Here is a 15,303-nt window from a genome sequence, read left to right as displayed (position 1 = left end):
AGTCGTCAGTGTGGCAGACTCTTCATTGATCGGCGATCAAGAGCCGAAAGGCCGCGCAGCGTTCTTCCGAGAGGGGGCCACCAGAGCCAGGTGCCGCCGAGTTTTCGGGCATCGGCCCCACTGCCCAGTTTGAACCGGGCAAGCCCGGCGGCGTTTTGCGTGTCGATCAGGCCCAGATCGAGACGCTGGTGACCCTGCGCCGCACACCAGCAGGCCGCCTGCCACAGCAGCAATGTGTGGGCCGACAGCTTTCGACCGGCGGGCGTGCTGTGGCCGATGTGATAGGTGACCGCGCGGCTATGGCGCAGAAACAGCATCGCGGCGACCGGATCGCGCCCGCTATACGCGGTCAAAAGCACCGTCTGTTTCGGATTTTCCTGCCCATAGGCCAGCGTCAGGGCCTCGGGCCAGTTGCGATAGCCGCGCCGCTTCTGCAAGGCGCGATCCGCCGTGAACAGCCAATGTCCGCGGGCGGGGGCGCGGGTGCTGAGCGAGACGCGCAAACGGCTCCGGGTCTCGGCCTGTGTCAGACGGTTGCGCCATTTCTGATGCAGTCGGGCGCGGCGGTGTTCCTCGGGCAGTGTCAGGTCAATTTCGGCCACGCTGGCGGGAGTCATCACCGGCACCGCGCCCAGATCTGCAAGCCGTTCGGCGCAGGGAGAATCGGGCGACAGCAGGATCGGTGCGCGCTCCAGCCCGGTGCGACGCAACCAGTCGCGCAACGCGCCATCCTCGGACGGCAGCGCGGCCAGGTCCGAACGGGCCAGCATGGCCACGGGCAGCCGTCCGCCCAGCCGTCTTCGCAAGATCACCACAGGGTCGGGTGGAGGCAGAACCAATGGATCCTGTCCACAGGCGCGCAGGGCCGCACCGAAATTCGGATGTTGCTGCAGGGGGCAGGGACGGTGGGTCGCACTGGGGATGCTATCAAGCATGGGCCGTATTAGCCCGGCATTAACCTAAAGGCGGGTTAATAGGGGCATGGCGAGATCCGACACAGTATATGACATCAACTGCCCTGCCGCGCGCCCGACGCGGGCGGCGGCCTTGCTGCTGGCCTGTATCCTGTCAGTGCCGGTCTTTCTGATCCTCAGCCTGATCAACTGGCTGTTTCATTAGGCCAAGAGCGTTTCGCGTTTGATCTACGCAACCCAACGCGGCCTGAAATCATCAATTTCAACCTGTTGGGTCATCCCGGATGGCCCGGATCATACGTGGAACTTTCTAGTCCGACAGTTGCACCAACACGTGGCGCTTCTTGCCCGCGCTCAGCTTGATTGGCGACGACAACGCCGCGGCGTCGAGCATCAGTCCGGCGTCGGTCAAGGGCGCATCGTCGATCCGTACCCCATGTTCGGCAATCAGGCGCTTGGCCTCTTTCCCCGATTTCGCAAGCCCCGAGCGTACGATGACCTGCACGATGGAAATGCCATCGCCGAGTTCCGCGCGCGACAGGTCGAGCGTTGGAAGGTCATCGCCAACCCCGCCTTTCGCGAACACTTCATGCGCCGTCTCCTGCGCGGTGGCTGCGGCATCGGCCCCATGGCACAGGGTCGTGACTGCGTTGGCGAGGACGATTTTTGCCTCGTTGATCTCTTGCCCCTCGAGCGCACCCAGACGGTTGCATTCGTCAACCGGCATCTCGGTGTAGAGCTTGAGGAAGCGGCCCACATCCGCATCCGTCGTATTGCGCCAGAACTGCCAGAACTCATAAGGGCTGCGCATGTCAGCATTGAGCCAGATCGCGCCATCGGCGGTCTTGCCCATCTTCTTGCCGTCCGACGTGGTGAGCAACGGCGTGGTCAGCCCGTAGATCTCGTGATCCAGAACTCGGCGCGTCAGGTCGATGCCGTTGACGATATTGCCCCATTGGTCCGAGCCGCCAAACTGTACCAGACAGCCGTAACGGCGGTTCAACTCAAGGAAATCATAGGCTTGCAGGATCATGTAGTTGAATTCGAGAAAGGACAGGGATTGTTCCCGGTCCAGCCGCGATTTCACCGACTCAAAGGACAGCATCCGATTGACGCTGAAATGCCGACCGATGTCGCGAAGGAATTCGAGATAGTTCAGCTCATCCAGCCATTCGGCATTGTTGATCATCAATGCATCATTCGGGCCATCGCCATAGTCGAGATACTTGGCAAAGACCTTCTGGATACCGCTGATGTTGTCGTCAATCTGCGCCGGTGTGAGCAGCGGGCGTTCGTCGGCACGAAAGCTGGGATCGCCCACTTTCGTCGTGCCACCGCCCATCAGCGTGATCGGCTTGCCGCCGGACTTTTGCAGCCAGCGCAGGGTCATGATCTGGATCAGGGATCCGACATGCAGCGATTTGGCGGTCGCATCGAACCCGATATAGCCCGGTACGATCCCGGCGATCAGAGCATCGTCAAGGCCCTGATAATCGGTGCAATCGGCGAGAAAACCGCGCTCGATCATCGTCGCGATGAAATCTGATTTGGGATGGTAGGTCATGGCTTGCCTCAGGCTGGTGTTGCGGGGCAGTGTATAGGCGGCAGTTGAGCAAAGGAAAAGGCCATGGATAAGGCCGCAAAGGGAACAGGCACGGTGCGGGCGCTCGGGCTGATGTCGGGCACCTCGCTCGACGGTGTGGATGCGGCGGTGATCGAGACCGATGGGCACACCCTGTCGGCCTCTGGGCCGGGTCGATACCGCGCCTACTCCACCGACGAAAAGGCCGTGTTGCGCGCGGCCCTCGGGCACTGGACTGGCGCCAAAGTGGCGGCTGCCGCGGCTGTTGTGGATGCGGCCCATCGCGAGGTGATTGCCGAATTCGAAGGGATCGAACTCGTCGGGTTTCACGGCCAGACCGTGGCGCATGAACCACGCGGACGCGGGACGCTTCAGGTTGGCGACGGGGCCAGTCTGACCGACGTGCTGGGCGTGCCGGTGGTCTGGGACTTCCGCAGCGACGATGTCGCGCAAGGTGGCGAAGGCGCGCCGCTGGCGCCGTTCTGTCATTTCGCATGTGCCCGCAAGATCGCCGCGCAGGCGCCGATCTGTTTCCTCAACCTTGGCGGTGTCGGCAACCTAACCTACGTGGACACATCATTTGATCAACCCGAAGCTGACGGCGCATTGCTGGCCTTTGACACCGGTCCGGCAAACGCGCCGATCAATGACCTGATGCAGGCCCGCCTAGGGGCAGAAATGGACAGGGACGGCGCCGTCGCCGCGCGTGGTACCGTGGATGAAGGCGCGCTGAAGCGATTTCTCGCAGAGCCGTATTTTGCACGAACTCCGCCCAAATCACTGGACAGAAACGATTTTGAGGCGGCCGCGATGCTGGTCGACGGTTTGCCCGATGTCGATGCCGTTGCCACTTTGACGGCCATGTCTGTCGCCGCAGTCGTGCGCGGGATTGGCCTTTGCCCGCAACCACCGACCCGGTTGCTGGTCACCGGAGGCGGGCGGCTGAACCCGGTGATGATGGCGATGCTGGCGACCGCTCTGGACTGCCCGGTCGAGCCGGTCGAGGCGGTGGGGCTGGATGGCGACATGCTCGAGGCGCAGGCCTTTGCCTATCTTGCGGTCCGCGTGGCGCGGGGGCTGCCGACTTCCTGTCCAGGAACAACCGGCGTGCAGCGGCCCGTTGGCGGCGGCAGGATCAGCAACCCGACGCGCGCAGGTAGCCTGGTTTAAGCGCGACGTAGTCGTTCGGTGCCTTGTTCGCGAGATATTGAACCGGGGCTGCTCAGTTCCGTGGGATGTCAAATCCGGGCGGTGCGAGGGTGAAGCCTTCGAACTGAAATCCGGGACAAACCGTGCAGCTGACCAGCGTATGTGCGCCAGTGCTCTGCGCCGATTGCCAATGGTCCTCGGGCACGATGATCTGCGGCGCGCCTTTTGTCAGGTCTGGTGTCAGCAGGTGATCAGTCGCGGGGCCGTCCATGTTTGCGCTGATGGAAAGAACCAGAGGCGCGCCCGCGTGAAACAGCCAGATTTCGGTTGCATCAACCCTGTGCCAGTGGCTGACCTGATCGCCTTGCAGCAGGAAATAGATGCAGGTGCCGCCGGGTCGGCCGGAATTCTCCGCAACCCATGTCTGCCGGAACCAGCCGCCTTCCGGATGCGGCGCAAGGCCCAGGTGGGTGATGATCTCGTCGGCTGTCATGCGCGCAGTCTCTGGCAATCGTGTCACGGGTCGTTATGTAGGAGTCATGACCCTTAGCATCCCCTTTGACAACAGTTATGCGCGCCTGCCGGGCGCATTCTTTTCCGCGCAACCACCAAGCCCGGTCAAAGCGCCAAGGCTGATCGCGTTCAATACCGATCTTGCAACGCTGATGGGAATCGCACCGGGCGAAGCCGAGGACATGGCGCAGGTATTCGCAGGAAACACACTGCCTGACGGCGCGACACCGATCTCGCAACTGTATTCCGGCCACCAGTTTGGCCAGTACAATCCGCAGCTTGGCGACGGGCGGGCGGTGTTGCTGGGCGAAACCGTCGGCACCGACGGCGTGCGCCGCGATATCCAGCTCAAGGGATCAGGGCGTACACCCTATTCGCGGGGCGGTGACGGGCGCGCATGGTTGGGCCCGGTGCTGCGTGAATATGTGGTCAGCGAGGCAATGCATGCACTCGGCATCCCGACGACCCGCGCGCTGGCCGCGGTTGAAACCGGCGAGCCGGTCTATCGCGAGGGGCCGATGCCCGGCGCGGTCCTGACCCGCGTCGCCGCGAGCCACCTGCGCGTCGGCACCTTTCAGATCTTTGCGGCGCGAAGCGATGCCAACAGCCTGAAGCGGTTGACGGATTATGCGATCGCGCGTCACTATCCCGATGCGGAAGGGCCAATAGGGCTCCTGTCGGCCGTGCGCGATGCGCAGGCGCGGCTGATCGCTGGATGGATGTGCGTCGGGTTCATCCACGGTGTGATGAATACCGACAATTGCGCGATTTCGGGAGAAACCATCGACTATGGTCCCTGTGCCTTCATGGACGTCTACGACGCATCGACGGTGTTCAGCTCGATCGATCGGATGGGGCGTTATGCCTATAGCAATCAACCCGATATCGCGGTCTGGAACCTGGCACAGCTTGCCACCGCACTGATCCAGCAAATGGAGGATCGCGAAGCGGCGGTCGAGAATGCGACCGAGATCGTGCATGCGATGCCTGGCATGATCCGTCAGCATTGGCTGGCCGGGTTCGGCGCCAAGATCGGATTGACCGATGCGCGGCCAGAAGATGCCGGCTTGATCAGTGATTTGCTGTCGCGGATGGCGGAAAACCAGGCTGATTTTACCAATACGTTCCGTGCTTTGGCGACTGATGCTGCGCGCGATCAGTTCACCGACCCCACCGCGTTTGATGGCTGGCAATCGGCGTGGCAGGCACGTCTTAAAGACGAGCAGGACCCGACCGCCGTGATGCGACGGGCGAATCCGGCCTTCATCCCGCGCAATCACCGGATCGAGCAGATGATCGAGGCGGCGGTCGAGGGTGACTTTACCTTGTTTCACAGGCTCAACACGGTTCTCGCCAGTCCTTATGATGATCAGCCAGAGCACGCAGATCTGGCGCGGCCGCCTGAACCGGACGAAGTGGTGCCCGCAACCTTCTGTGGCACCTAGCGGCGGTTGATCAGGGTGATTCCGACGGCGACCAGTGCCAGCGCACCCCAGATCTGCGGCCCGATGGTCTCCCCGAGAATCAGCCAGCCAAACAGCACGGCGAGCACGGGTGACAAGAAGGAAAAAGAGGTCACGCTGTTGGCCTGATAGATGGTCATCAGCCAAAACCACATGAGATAACCCAGCCCGACAACAATAAAGGCCTGAAACGCCAGACCGGCATAGTGAATCGCCTGTGGATCGCGGATCAGCGGACCAAAGAGCGGTGCAAGCGCCAGTAGAACCACTGCGGACACGGCCACCTGACAGAGCAGTTGGGTCTCCGGGCGCATCTGCTGCATCGGTGTCACCCGGACCATGAGGGCAATCGCCGCCCACCCCAATGCCGCCCCGAGCGCCAGCAAATCGCCCCAGATGTTGGCGGCGCCGCTGCTGCGATCCGCCACCGCCAATGCCACGCCACAGAGCGCAAGAAAGAGGCCTGCCATGCGGATGGGTGTTAGCCGTTCGCCGGGTAGCAGCAGGTGCCCCCCAATCGCCACCCAGACCGGCATCGAATAGAACAGGATCGAAGCGCGCGACACGGTTGTCAGATCAAGTGCGATGTATATACATATGAATTCGAAAGAAAAAATGAAGCCAGAGACAACGCCCCAAACCGCCGTTCCCGATGGCGGGGTCAGGCCCTGGCCACGCGCCCGCATCCAGATCAGCAGGAAAACGGTCGCACCGACAGAGCGCAACCCTGCTTGAAAGACCGGACCAAATCCACCTCCGGTGACCTTGATCACGACCTGGTTGAACGCAAGGATTGCGGCGAACCCGATGAGCGCCGCCGCCCCAAATCCGTCAATGCTGCGCTTTTGATTCATTGGTCCAAAGGACGGGTGGTTGGTTCACAAGTCAAGCATCCTTGTCGGCGCGGGCTTGCGGTTCCGGCTCGAACACCGCAATAGAGGGGTGATGTAGCAGCCTCGGCCCCAGCATGAAACCAGACGCGCCCGCCTCCAACTGCCTGCGATTGGCCAGTTACAATATCCAGAAGTGCGTCGGCCTTGATTTGCGCCGGCAACCCCGCCGCATTCTGCAGGTTCTGGACGGGCTGGGGGCCGAAATCGCGGTACTGCAAGAGGCTGACAAGCGGTTGCCGCCCCGGCCCGCAGCGTTGCCGCATTTTGTTCTGCATGAGGCTGGATGGCAGATTGCCGATCTGGGTGGGGCGGGCTCGCTGGGTTGGCATGGCAACGCCATTATCTGGCGCGGATTGCGCGTTGCGCTGAAGGACATCGGGCAGATGACGCTGCCGGGACTTGAGCCGCGCGGAGCGATTCGGGCCGAGTTCGAAACGCCGTTGGGACCCATCAGGGTGATTGGGGTGCATCTGGGGCTGATCGGCCAGTATCGCCGCAGACAGGTACGACACCTGGCGGAAATGTCAGGAGAACTCCCCGAGATGTCCACGATCTGGGCCGGTGACTTCAACGAATGGTCGCGCCTCCCGGTGCTGGATCAGTGCGCGCCGAAGATGCAGTTTCTTCCCCCGCGTCCCAGCTTTCCGTCGCCGCGCCCGATGGGACCGCTCGACAGAATCGCGCTGAGTGCCGGTCTGGTTGCGGCACGGCATGGTGTCTATGACGAACGTCCGGCGCATATTGCATCCGATCACCTGCCAATCTGGGTGGATTTGGCCGCCGAATAGGGCTGACCTGCGCGCCAGCGCCAGAAATTGTGAATATTTCCCCTTCACAGGCCGCAAACTTCTGTCACGGTGTGACCCGTAGTTTTAGCAAATTGAAATAGATGGGGAGACCAACATGAGTCTGATGGGAACACTGGCAAAGCTGGCGATCGGATATGCGACGGCACGAGGCGTGGACAAGATGTCTGGCGGTGGAGGCGTCGGCGCCCTGTTTGGTGGTGCCCAGATCGCGCCAGACGATGCACAGGCGGATCAGGCACCCGGTATGGGTAACATGCAGGACATGATGGCGAAGATGGGCAGCGGGTCCGGGATGGGCGGCGTACAGGACATGATCGCCCAGATGACCAAGGGCGGCGGCATGGGAAACATGCAGGACATGATCTCAAAGATGGCGTCGCAGGCCGGTTTTGACCTGTCGGCCCTGACTGGCGGCGGGTCTGCGGCTGCGGGCGAAAAGGGTGGTCTGCTGTCCAGCAAGCCTGATGGTGGTCCGGGGCTGGCTGGGGTGTTGGCCGCACTGGGCGGAGCCGCTGCGATGAGCGGCCAGAGTGCCGGCGCAATGATCGACCAGTTCGACACCTCCCAGACCGCACCCCAGGCCGAAGAGGTCGCGGGCCTCATGCTGCGCGCGATGATTCAGGCGGCGAAGGCAGATGGAGAGATCGATTCCGACGAACAGGCCAAGATCATGGAAACCGTCGGCACCGATGCAAATGCAGACGACATCGCCTTCGTGCGCGCCCAGCTGGCGGCGCCCGTGGATGTCGAATCGCTGGCCGCGGACACGCCTGAGCCGCTCAAGGCGCAGGTCTATTCCATGTCCCTGATGTCGATCCGTCTGGATCGTCAGTCCGAGGCCGAATATCTGGACAGTCTCGCGCGCGCCCTTGGTCTGAACCAGCAGGCCGTGAATGCGCTGCATCTGCAGATGGGGACTCAGCCGCTCTATTCCTGATCCATGGCCCTCCTTATGACATTGGCCAAGGTCGCGGTCGGGTTCGCCCGATCGCGGCGGCTGTTTCACGGAACGGATGGGGATGGGGCGGATACCGACGCGGAACACGGGGAACTGGTTCTGCGAGAACTTGCGGCGCCGATCGACGTAGCGTCACTGGCAAAGGCGACACGACCAGGACAGGCCGTACAGGTTTATCCATTGGCCTTGGTGGAGATCCGGTTGGATTCGCTCTAGGCGATCTTTCTTGACCGCTCGAGCTGTCGGAAGAGGTGGTCAAGGCACAGCACGTTCACATGGACCGCGCGCGGCTCTATCGTCAAAACGGAACGACCGGAGCGGTGGCCCCGGTCGTTCGGTTTCAGTCCGCTCGGGTCAAGCTGCGGATTTTTGCCCGCCGCCCTTGCTGCGGTTCGGCCTGCGGCGGCGCTGACCGCCTCCGGGTTTGCCGGCTGCGTTGCCACCACCGTGACGGCGTGGACCACCACGGCCTTGTTTCGGCTTGCTTTCTTCCTCGCTTGGCGCCCACGGGCGACCGGAGGCCACGGGGATTGTGGTGCCCATGGTCTTTTGAATGGCCTTGAATTCGCCCATCTCGTCGGGTGCGCAAAACGCGATAGCCGCGCCATCCTTGCCGGCGCGCGCGGTGCGGCCGATGCGGTGCACATAGTTGTCGGGCACGTTGGGCAGGTCAAAATTATAGACGTGTTTCACATCCGGAATGTCGAGCCCACGCGCCGCCACATCCGTGGCCACCAGAACCTTGATGTCACCCGCCTTGAACGCGGTGATGGCGCGGTCACGCTGGCCCTGGCTCTTGTTGCCGTGGATGGAGGCGGTTGAAAAGCCGCGCTTTTCGAGCAGCTTCATCAGCTTTTCGGATCCATGCTTGGTCCGGCCAAAGACCAATGCGCGCTCGTCCTTGTGCTTGTTCAGGAGCTCGATCAGCAGGTTGGTCTTTTCCGCCTTGGCGATGAAATGAACCTCCTGCGTGACCTTGTCGGCCGCTTTGCCCGGCGGTGACACCTCTACGCGGATCGGGCGATCGAGATAGCTTTGCGCGATTTCGTTCATCTGCTTGTTCATGGTCGCCGAGAAGAGCATGGTCTGCCGCTCTTTGGGCAGCATCGCCGCGATCTTGCGCAGCGCATGGATAAAGCCGAGGTCCAGCATCTGGTCGGCCTCGTCCAGCACCAGAAAGCTGCAGGTTTCCAGCGTCAGGGCGCGGCGGTCCATCAGGTCGATCAATCGTCCGGGTGTCGCGACCAAAAGATCGGTGCCACGCTCAAGCCGCGAAATCTGGGCATTGATTGACTGTCCGCCAACCACCATGCCAACCTTGAGCGGCGTGTTTTCGCACATCGCCCGCAGGTTCTGGGCGATCTGCCCGGCCAACTCGCGGGTCGGAGCAAGCACGAGGCCACGTACTGTGTATTTTTCTGGCTTCTTGCCAAACTCCAGCATCCGGGTGACCAGAGGCAGGCCAAAGGCCGCCGTCTTGCCGGTACCGGTCTGCGCCAGACCCATCACGTCGCGACCGTTCAGCGCATGGGGGATAGCTTGTTTCTGGATCGGTGTCGGATCGGTAATACCCATATCCGCAAGGCGTGCCACCAGTTTTGCGGGCAGGCCCATCATATCAAAATCGCTCAATTCATTTCCTTTCGACCTGCACAGCGCAGGCCTGTCGTCTGGCCACGTCCGTGGCCACAATGGGGAGCGCCGACCCTCTTGGTCCGACGGCTGCATGCCGCAAACGGACTGGTCCGGCGCGTTTGGCCCCACGCGTGATTTTGGGAACACGGTATCGCTATCTTGCATTCGGGCCGTCTTGTGGCCGGGCGGAGAAGTCCGCTCTCGATCTTTCCTGCTCACGCGGCAGAAGATAACGCTTGAGTGCCACATGAGGGCTTCTGCGCTGCAAGTCAACCCGGAAGGTGAGAAACGGCATTGGCGTGACGGTGTGATTTGCTGCAAGATTGGGAACGGCTTTCCCTTTTCCTGCACGCCGGGATGTTCTAAACCCGCCGCGACGCCGGCGCCGAGAAGGACAGACATGACAGATACGATCATCACCCGTTGCGAGGCCAAGGGCCTGCGGATGACCGGGCAGAGGCGGATCATCGCGCAGGTGCTGGAAGACAGCAATGACCATCCGGATGTGGAAGAACTCTATGCGCGGGCCAGTGGGCTGGATGCGGGTATCTCGATCGCCACGGTCTATCGCACCGTCAAGTTGTTTGAAGAGGCGGGCATTCTTGACCGACTCGAATTTGGTGATGGCCGCGCCCGATACGAGGATGCGGAGCGGGATCACCACGATCACCTGATTGACATGAACTCGGGCGAAGTGATCGAATTTGTCGATCCCGAGATCGAGGCATTGCAGGAAAAGATCGCGGCCAAACTGGGCTACGAGCTGCGCGGACACAAGCTGGAACTCTACGGAGTGCCCACCCGCAAAGACTAGCTGCGCGCTCGGCGGCCGAGCAACAGCGGAATCAGGACGATCAGGATCAGCAACCGCGCGACGTGACAGGCGACGACAAAGCCGGGGCTGGCGGCCATCGTTGCGCCAAGGGCAATCATCGTTTCCAGGCCGCCGGGCGCAAACGCCGCGAGCACATGCGCCGTCGGCATTCCAAGAGCCATGGCAACGGGCACCGCCGCAACCGTCGTGACGGCGACAGCGACCAGAGTTGTGCTCAGCCCCGCCAGTAGAGACCCCAAGAATTGCGCGCGGGTCATCCCGGCAAAGCGCGTGCCGATCATCGTGCCAAGCACCAGGAATGCCGGGCCCAACAACTCTTGCGGCACGGCACCTGACGTGACTTCGGTGACGTGGCCAAGAGCGGACACTGCCATAGCGGCCAGCAGCAGGGGTGCGGGAAAGTTCAGGCGGCTGAACAGGAGGCCGACACAAACCGAGGCCGCCACCAGACCCGCAAGTGAGATCATCGGCAACGGGCCATCACCGGACAGGACCAGCTTGGAGAACTCGTACCCCATGGCAACCGCGATGAATGGCACGGAAATGGTCAGGAACAAGAGCCGGATCGATTGCACTACGGCAATCCGCGCGACGTCGATGTTCAGATCGGTCGCAAGACCCAGAACAAAGCTGAGATGGCCGGGGGCCGCCGCAAGTGTGGCACTGCGCCTGTCAAAGCCGAACCCGCGCGTCAGCACCGTGCGGCAGAGGATCATGGTCACCACCAGCGCCATGGCCAGTACCGCAAAGGCCATTGGCCAGCGCAAAAGAGCGCCGCCGGTCTGCGGATCAAACCCGGCGCCGATTCCCAATCCCAGGATCACGAAACAGATGTCGCGGACCAGGGGCGCAATCGCCAGTGGCAATCCCCACAGACTTGCGATGCTGCTCGCGAGAGCAGGGCCCAGCAGGACCCAGGCCGGGAATGACAGAAGATAGGCAACGCAGGCACCACAGAGTCCGACAAGGATCGTCAGCAGTGTCGTCATTGCCGGGTTCATGGTCAGGCTGGCTGGCATGAGGCGTGCCTATCATCGCAACGGAGGCTTCACAATTGAGGGCATGGTTTGCAGAGGTGCCATGCAGCGCTTGCAACCCCACCTTGCGGCGGCGCTGGATTTGCGACAGAGGCAATTGGTAACCCTGATTCCCGAAAGTGAGTGACATGGAAAATCTGCGCGGTGCGGCGTTGATGACGCTGGCGATGCTTGGCTTTGCCATCGAGGATATGTTCGTCAAGCTGCTTGCCGACGCGTTTCCCACCTGGCAGATCATCGGAATGCTCGGTCTGGGCGGGGCCAGTGTCTTTGCCGCCCTGACCTTGCTGCGGCGCGAGGCCTTATTTCCGCGCGCCGCACTCAGTGTGACGGTCATGCTGCGAAACTTCGGCGAATTGATCGGCACGGTTGGCTTTGTCTCGGCCATCGTGCTGACGCCGATTTCGTCGGCTTCTGCGATCCTGCAGGCAACGCCGCTGGCGGTAACGCTCGGGGCGGCGCTGTTTTTTCACGAACCCGTCGGTTGGCGGCGATGGAGTGCGATCCTGGCGGGATTTGCCGGAGTCTTGCTGATCATCCGGCCAGGCATGGAGGCGTTTGATCCGCTGTCTCTCCTTGCGGTCATGGGCGTGGTCGGACTGGCCTTGAGGGATCTGGCCACGCGCAACGTGCCGCGCGCCACCTCGTCGTTTCAACTCAGTTTCCTGGCGTTTCTTACCCTGATCCCGGCAGCGATCCTATTGTCGTTTTACAGCCAGCAGGGCGTTGTCATGCCAGCGGCACCGGATTGGGGCTTGATCGTGGGGGCCGTCGTGATGGGTGTCGCCTCTTACTATGCCATCGTCGCCGCGATGCGGGTGGGCGAAGTCTCGTTTGTGACACCGTTCCGCTATAGTCGCCTGATCTTTGCTCTGATTGTCGGGGTGTTCGTCTTTCATGAAACACCGGACATGCCGATGCTGATCGGTGCGGCGATCATCGTCGGGTCGGGTATCTATACGCTCTGGCGGGAGCGCAAACTGCGCCTTGCCCGGCAAGTGTCTCTTTCCCTTGCGGCATCCCACGGGTATGAAACGCCCAAATCCATTTGAGGGACAGGCCCACATGAGCACGATAATCGATATCCATGCCCGCGAAATTCTGGACAGCCGGGGCAACCCGACCGTCGAAGTGGACGTCATTCTGGAAGACGGGACAATGGGCCGCGCGGCGGTGCCGTCCGGCGCCTCCACCGGCGCATACGAGGCGGTCGAGCGGCGTGACGGGGACAAGGCCCGATACATGGGCAAGGGCGTGCTGGAAGCGGTCGCCGCAGTGAATGGCGAGATTGCCGAGGAACTGGTCGGATTCGACGCGACCGAACAAGTCGCCATAGACAGCACGATGATCGAACTCGACGGCACCGAGAACAAGAGCCGGTTGGGCGCGAACGCCATCCTGGGGGTCAGCCTTGCGGTCGCCAAGGCGGCGGCGGATTTCACGGCGCAACCGTTGTTCCGTTATGTCGGGGGCACATCCGCACGGCTGTTGCCGGTGCCGATGATGAACATCATCAACGGTGGTGAACATGCCGACAACCCGATCGACATTCAGGAATTCATGATCATGCCGGTCAGCGCGACCAACATCCGCGACGCGGTGCGCATGGGTTCCGAAGTGTTTCACACGCTGAAGAAAGAGCTGTCGGCGGCGGGCATGTCCACGGGTCTCGGCGACGAAGGCGGCTTTGCCCCGGAACTGGGCAGCACCCGCGACGCGCTGGATTTCGTGCTGAAATCCATCGAAAAGGCAGGCTATGCGCCGGGTGACGACATCTATCTGGCGATGGATTGTGCCGCGACCGAGTATTTCAAGGACGGCAAATACGAGATGGCGGGCGAGGGCAAGACGCTCAGTTCAGATGAAAACGTCGACTACCTCGCGGCGCTGGTTGCCGACTATCCGATCATCTCGATCGAGGACGGCATGTCCGAAGATGACTGGGATGGCTGGAAGGCCCTGACCGAGGCGCTTGGCGACAAGGTGCAACTGGTCGGCGACGATCTCTTTGTGACCAACCCGGCGCGGCTGGCCGAAGGCATCAGCCAGGGCTGTGCCAATTCGATGCTGGTCAAGGTGAACCAGATCGGCAGCCTGACCGAAACGCTGAAGGCCGTCGACATGGCCCACCGCGCCGGCTTTACCAACGTGATGAGTCACCGCTCGGGCGAAACCGAAGACGCCACCATCGCCGACCTCGCCGTCGCCACCAACTGCGGGCAGATCAAGACCGGCTCGCTGGCACGTTCGGATCGGTTGGCGAAATACAATCAGCTGATCCGCATCGAGGAATCCTTGGGCGAAGTCGCGGAATTCGCGGGCCGGTCGGTGCTGCGCGGCTGAGGTCCGGTATTGCTTTGATGATCAAGGTTATAGATGCGACCACAGCAGAGCAGTTGGACGCGGTCCGGCAGCTTTGCTGGGCGTATCGCGACTTTCTGTTGACCTTTGATGCTGAAAACGCCCGGATCATCCGGACGTTCTATCCGCATGATGTCTATGCCGATCTGATGGAAAACCTGACCCGCGACAGTGCACCGCCGCACGGGTCGGTCAAGTTGGCCTTGAAAGACGGCGAATCGGTTGGCTGCGGGATGAGCCGCACGCTGGAACCTGGCGTTGCCGAAATCAAACGCGTCTATGTCACCGATGCGGCACGCGGCACAGGGGCAGGGCGTGCCATCATGACCGCGCTGATCGACCAGTGCCGTGCGGATGGATTTGAAATGATCCGGATGGATACGGGAAAGCCGCTCAAGGCGGCGACACAGTTGTACCTGTCGCTCGGATTCGAGCTTCGCGGCCCGTATTACGATGTGCCGGAGATCGCTGACGGGTTGCTGCTGTTCTTTGAGATGCGTCTTTGAACCGGTAACGCCAGTCCCATCTGCTTTGCCTGATGGCTATAGTTTTCGGCTCATCAGCATGTAGCGTTCCCGCGCGCGGAATCCGGCGCGGGCGTAGAGCCTTTGGGCGGCTTCGTCTTCGCGGTCGACTTCCAGATGCAAGCCTTTCACTCCGGCATCCCCAAGCGCTTTGGGCAGGCTGATCAGCACTTCGGTGGCAATGCCGCGCCGACGCACGGCGCGTCGCAGATAGAGTTCATCGATGAACGCATCCATGCCGCCAAATTCAACCGACCAGCCAAAAGTGACAATCACATACCCGATCGGCGCACGGGCGGGGCCAATCAAATAGGCCGCCCCATGTGGGATACCTTCAAGCAATGGGGCGAGACCGGCCTCGCGTGCTGCATCGGTCTGATCAATCCCCTGTTCTGCGTGAAAGGCGGCGACCAGAGCGGTCAGACGGTCCAGATCATCGGGTTTGGCAAGGTGGAGTGCTGCGCTCATGGGCCTGCTTTCGGTTCCGTGCTGACGGTCTCAATAGTTAGAGTGTATGGCGATGGCACGGGTTGGTTTGTTGTCGGAAGCTGTTCCTTCCGGTCGGTTCGCGTCCCTCTTACGGCGGAAATCGCGGCAGGTGCACCCCCGGACGTCGCAAATGGCGGGTTT

Annotated in this window: 17 protein-coding genes; 10 read left to right on the top strand and 7 right to left on the bottom strand. The window is 61.8% G+C overall.

Annotated elements, in window-relative coordinates:
- Window positions 1–5: 5 nt before the first annotated feature.
- Entirely contained in the window at window positions 6–935 is a 930-nt protein-coding gene (locus QO231_RS08045) for a GNAT family N-acetyltransferase (protein ID WP_316774959.1), read from the bottom strand.
- A 46-nt stretch (window positions 936–981) separates the two neighbouring features.
- Between QO231_RS08045 and QO231_RS08040 the strand changes: the two genes are divergently transcribed.
- Window positions 982–1,119, top strand: coding sequence for a hypothetical protein (locus tag QO231_RS08040; protein ID WP_316774957.1), 138 nt, complete (start codon window positions 982–984; stop codon window positions 1,117–1,119).
- A gap of 105 nt (window positions 1,120–1,224) precedes the next feature.
- Here QO231_RS08040 and tyrS read toward each other — a convergent pair whose 3' ends face one another.
- Window positions 1,225–2,478, bottom strand: a complete 1,254-nt coding sequence (gene tyrS, locus QO231_RS08035) for a tyrosine--tRNA ligase (RefSeq protein ID WP_316774956.1) — start codon at window positions 2,476–2,478, stop codon at window positions 1,225–1,227.
- Window positions 2,479–2,541: 63 nt separating this feature from the next.
- Between tyrS and QO231_RS08030 the strand changes: the two genes are divergently transcribed.
- The gene (locus QO231_RS08030; protein ID WP_316774955.1) at window positions 2,542–3,666 is read left to right on the top strand and encodes an anhydro-N-acetylmuramic acid kinase; all 1,125 of its coding nucleotides are present in this window, start codon (window positions 2,542–2,544) and stop codon (window positions 3,664–3,666) included.
- Window positions 3,667–3,718: 52 nt separating this feature from the next.
- Here QO231_RS08030 and QO231_RS08025 read toward each other — a convergent pair whose 3' ends face one another.
- Entirely contained in the window at window positions 3,719–4,138 is a 420-nt protein-coding gene (locus QO231_RS08025) for a cupin domain-containing protein (protein ID WP_316774953.1), read from the bottom strand.
- Window positions 4,139–4,184: 46 nt separating this feature from the next.
- On the opposite strand from QO231_RS08025, the gene QO231_RS08020 reads away from it, so the two are divergent.
- Window positions 4,185–5,603: a protein adenylyltransferase SelO gene (locus tag QO231_RS08020; RefSeq protein WP_316774951.1), complete on the top strand. Its 1,419-nt coding sequence runs from the start codon at window positions 4,185–4,187 to the stop codon at window positions 5,601–5,603.
- Here QO231_RS08020 and QO231_RS08015 read toward each other — a convergent pair.
- The gene (locus QO231_RS08015) at window positions 5,600–6,475 is read right to left on the bottom strand and encodes a DMT family transporter (protein WP_316774949.1); all 876 of its coding nucleotides are present in this window, start codon (window positions 6,473–6,475) and stop codon (window positions 5,600–5,602) included. The two genes, QO231_RS08020 and QO231_RS08015, sit on opposite strands and share 4 nt — an antisense overlap.
- Window positions 6,476–6,588: 113 nt before the next feature.
- Here QO231_RS08015 and QO231_RS08010 point away from each other — a divergent pair, with 113 nt between their 5' ends.
- The 3 genes from QO231_RS08010 (at window position 6,589) to QO231_RS08000 (ending at window position 8,497) form a co-directional block, all read left to right on the top strand.
- Window positions 6,589–7,302, top strand: a complete 714-nt coding sequence (locus QO231_RS08010; RefSeq protein ID WP_316774947.1) for an endonuclease/exonuclease/phosphatase family protein — start codon at window positions 6,589–6,591, stop codon at window positions 7,300–7,302.
- A 115-nt stretch (window positions 7,303–7,417) separates the two neighbouring features.
- Window positions 7,418–8,260 (top strand): DUF533 domain-containing protein, encoded by an 843-nt coding sequence (locus QO231_RS08005; protein WP_316774945.1) that lies wholly within the window; start codon window positions 7,418–7,420, stop codon window positions 8,258–8,260.
- A 15-nt stretch (window positions 8,261–8,275) separates the two neighbouring features.
- Window positions 8,276–8,497 carry a hypothetical protein gene (locus QO231_RS08000; RefSeq protein ID WP_316774943.1) on the top strand — a complete coding sequence of 74 codons (222 nt, stop codon included), beginning with the start codon at window positions 8,276–8,278 and terminating at the stop codon, window positions 8,495–8,497.
- 138 nt (window positions 8,498–8,635) lie between these two features.
- On the opposite strand, the gene QO231_RS07995 is transcribed toward QO231_RS08000, so the two are convergent.
- Window positions 8,636–9,913 (bottom strand): DEAD/DEAH box helicase, encoded by a 1,278-nt coding sequence (locus QO231_RS07995; RefSeq protein ID WP_316774941.1) that lies wholly within the window; start codon window positions 9,911–9,913, stop codon window positions 8,636–8,638.
- 403 nt (window positions 9,914–10,316) lie between these two features.
- Here QO231_RS07995 and QO231_RS07990 point away from each other — a divergent pair, with 403 nt between their 5' ends.
- The gene (locus tag QO231_RS07990) at window positions 10,317–10,730 is read left to right on the top strand and encodes a Fur family transcriptional regulator (RefSeq protein ID WP_316774939.1); all 414 of its coding nucleotides are present in this window, start codon (window positions 10,317–10,319) and stop codon (window positions 10,728–10,730) included.
- Here QO231_RS07990 and QO231_RS07985 read toward each other — a convergent pair.
- Window positions 10,727–11,770 carry an AbrB family transcriptional regulator gene (locus tag QO231_RS07985; protein ID WP_316774938.1) on the bottom strand — a complete coding sequence of 348 codons (1,044 nt, stop codon included), beginning with the start codon at window positions 11,768–11,770 and terminating at the stop codon, window positions 10,727–10,729. The two genes, QO231_RS07990 and QO231_RS07985, sit on opposite strands and share 4 nt — an antisense overlap.
- A 146-nt stretch (window positions 11,771–11,916) precedes the next feature.
- On the opposite strand from QO231_RS07985, the gene QO231_RS07980 reads away from it, so the two are divergent.
- From QO231_RS07980 to QO231_RS07970, 3 genes are read left to right on the top strand one after another with little or no spacing between them, the layout of a single operon-like run.
- A complete protein-coding gene (locus QO231_RS07980; RefSeq protein ID WP_316774936.1) occupies window positions 11,917–12,840 on the top strand; it encodes a DMT family transporter in 924 nt (307 codons plus the stop codon).
- A gap of 13 nt (window positions 12,841–12,853) precedes the next feature.
- Complete coding sequence (gene eno / locus QO231_RS07975; RefSeq protein WP_316774935.1) at window positions 12,854–14,131, top strand: phosphopyruvate hydratase; 1,278 nt, start codon at window positions 12,854–12,856, stop codon at window positions 14,129–14,131.
- A 17-nt stretch (window positions 14,132–14,148) separates the two neighbouring features.
- Window positions 14,149–14,655, top strand: coding sequence for a GNAT family N-acetyltransferase (locus QO231_RS07970; protein ID WP_316774933.1), 507 nt, complete (start codon window positions 14,149–14,151; stop codon window positions 14,653–14,655).
- 36 nt (window positions 14,656–14,691) lie between these two features.
- On the opposite strand, the gene QO231_RS07965 is transcribed toward QO231_RS07970, so the two are convergent.
- Window positions 14,692–15,141 (bottom strand): GNAT family N-acetyltransferase, encoded by a 450-nt coding sequence (locus QO231_RS07965; protein WP_316774932.1) that lies wholly within the window; start codon window positions 15,139–15,141, stop codon window positions 14,692–14,694.
- Between the last annotated feature and the right edge of the window lie 162 nt (window positions 15,142–15,303).

The organism is Sedimentitalea todarodis, from assembly GCF_032595355.1.
In the GTDB taxonomy this organism is placed as follows: domain Bacteria; phylum Pseudomonadota; class Alphaproteobacteria; order Rhodobacterales; family Rhodobacteraceae; genus Sedimentitalea; species Sedimentitalea todarodis.
Note: the sequence above shows the minus strand (reverse complement) of the source record. Positions and strands in the feature narration are given on the sequence as shown.

Coding starts and splice junctions, on each gene's coding strand:
- QO231_RS08015 (WP_316774949.1), bottom strand. CDS start 6,475: ATGAATCAAAAGCGCAGCATTGACGGATTTGGGGCGGCGGCGCTCATC.
- QO231_RS08040 (WP_316774957.1), top strand. CDS start 982: ATGGCGAGATCCGACACAGTATATGACATCAACTGCCCTGCCGCGCGC.
- QO231_RS08025 (WP_316774953.1), bottom strand. CDS start 4,138: ATGACAGCCGACGAGATCATCACCCACCTGGGCCTTGCGCCGCATCCG.
- QO231_RS07980 (WP_316774936.1), top strand. CDS start 11,917: ATGGAAAATCTGCGCGGTGCGGCGTTGATGACGCTGGCGATGCTTGGC.
- QO231_RS07990 (WP_316774939.1), top strand. CDS start 10,317: ATGACAGATACGATCATCACCCGTTGCGAGGCCAAGGGCCTGCGGATG.
- QO231_RS08020 (WP_316774951.1), top strand. CDS start 4,185: ATGACCCTTAGCATCCCCTTTGACAACAGTTATGCGCGCCTGCCGGGC.
- QO231_RS08030 (WP_316774955.1), top strand. CDS start 2,542: ATGGATAAGGCCGCAAAGGGAACAGGCACGGTGCGGGCGCTCGGGCTG.
- QO231_RS08005 (WP_316774945.1), top strand. CDS start 7,418: ATGAGTCTGATGGGAACACTGGCAAAGCTGGCGATCGGATATGCGACG.
- QO231_RS08010 (WP_316774947.1), top strand. CDS start 6,589: ATGAAACCAGACGCGCCCGCCTCCAACTGCCTGCGATTGGCCAGTTAC.
- QO231_RS07965 (WP_316774932.1), bottom strand. CDS start 15,141: ATGAGCGCAGCACTCCACCTTGCCAAACCCGATGATCTGGACCGTCTG.
- QO231_RS08045 (WP_316774959.1), bottom strand. CDS start 935: ATGCTTGATAGCATCCCCAGTGCGACCCACCGTCCCTGCCCCCTGCAG.
- eno (WP_316774935.1), top strand. CDS start 12,854: ATGAGCACGATAATCGATATCCATGCCCGCGAAATTCTGGACAGCCGG.
- QO231_RS07985 (WP_316774938.1), bottom strand. CDS start 11,770: ATGCCAGCCAGCCTGACCATGAACCCGGCAATGACGACACTGCTGACG.
- tyrS (WP_316774956.1), bottom strand. CDS start 2,478: ATGACCTACCATCCCAAATCAGATTTCATCGCGACGATGATCGAGCGC.
- QO231_RS07970 (WP_316774933.1), top strand. CDS start 14,149: ATGATCAAGGTTATAGATGCGACCACAGCAGAGCAGTTGGACGCGGTC.
- QO231_RS08000 (WP_316774943.1), top strand. CDS start 8,276: ATGACATTGGCCAAGGTCGCGGTCGGGTTCGCCCGATCGCGGCGGCTG.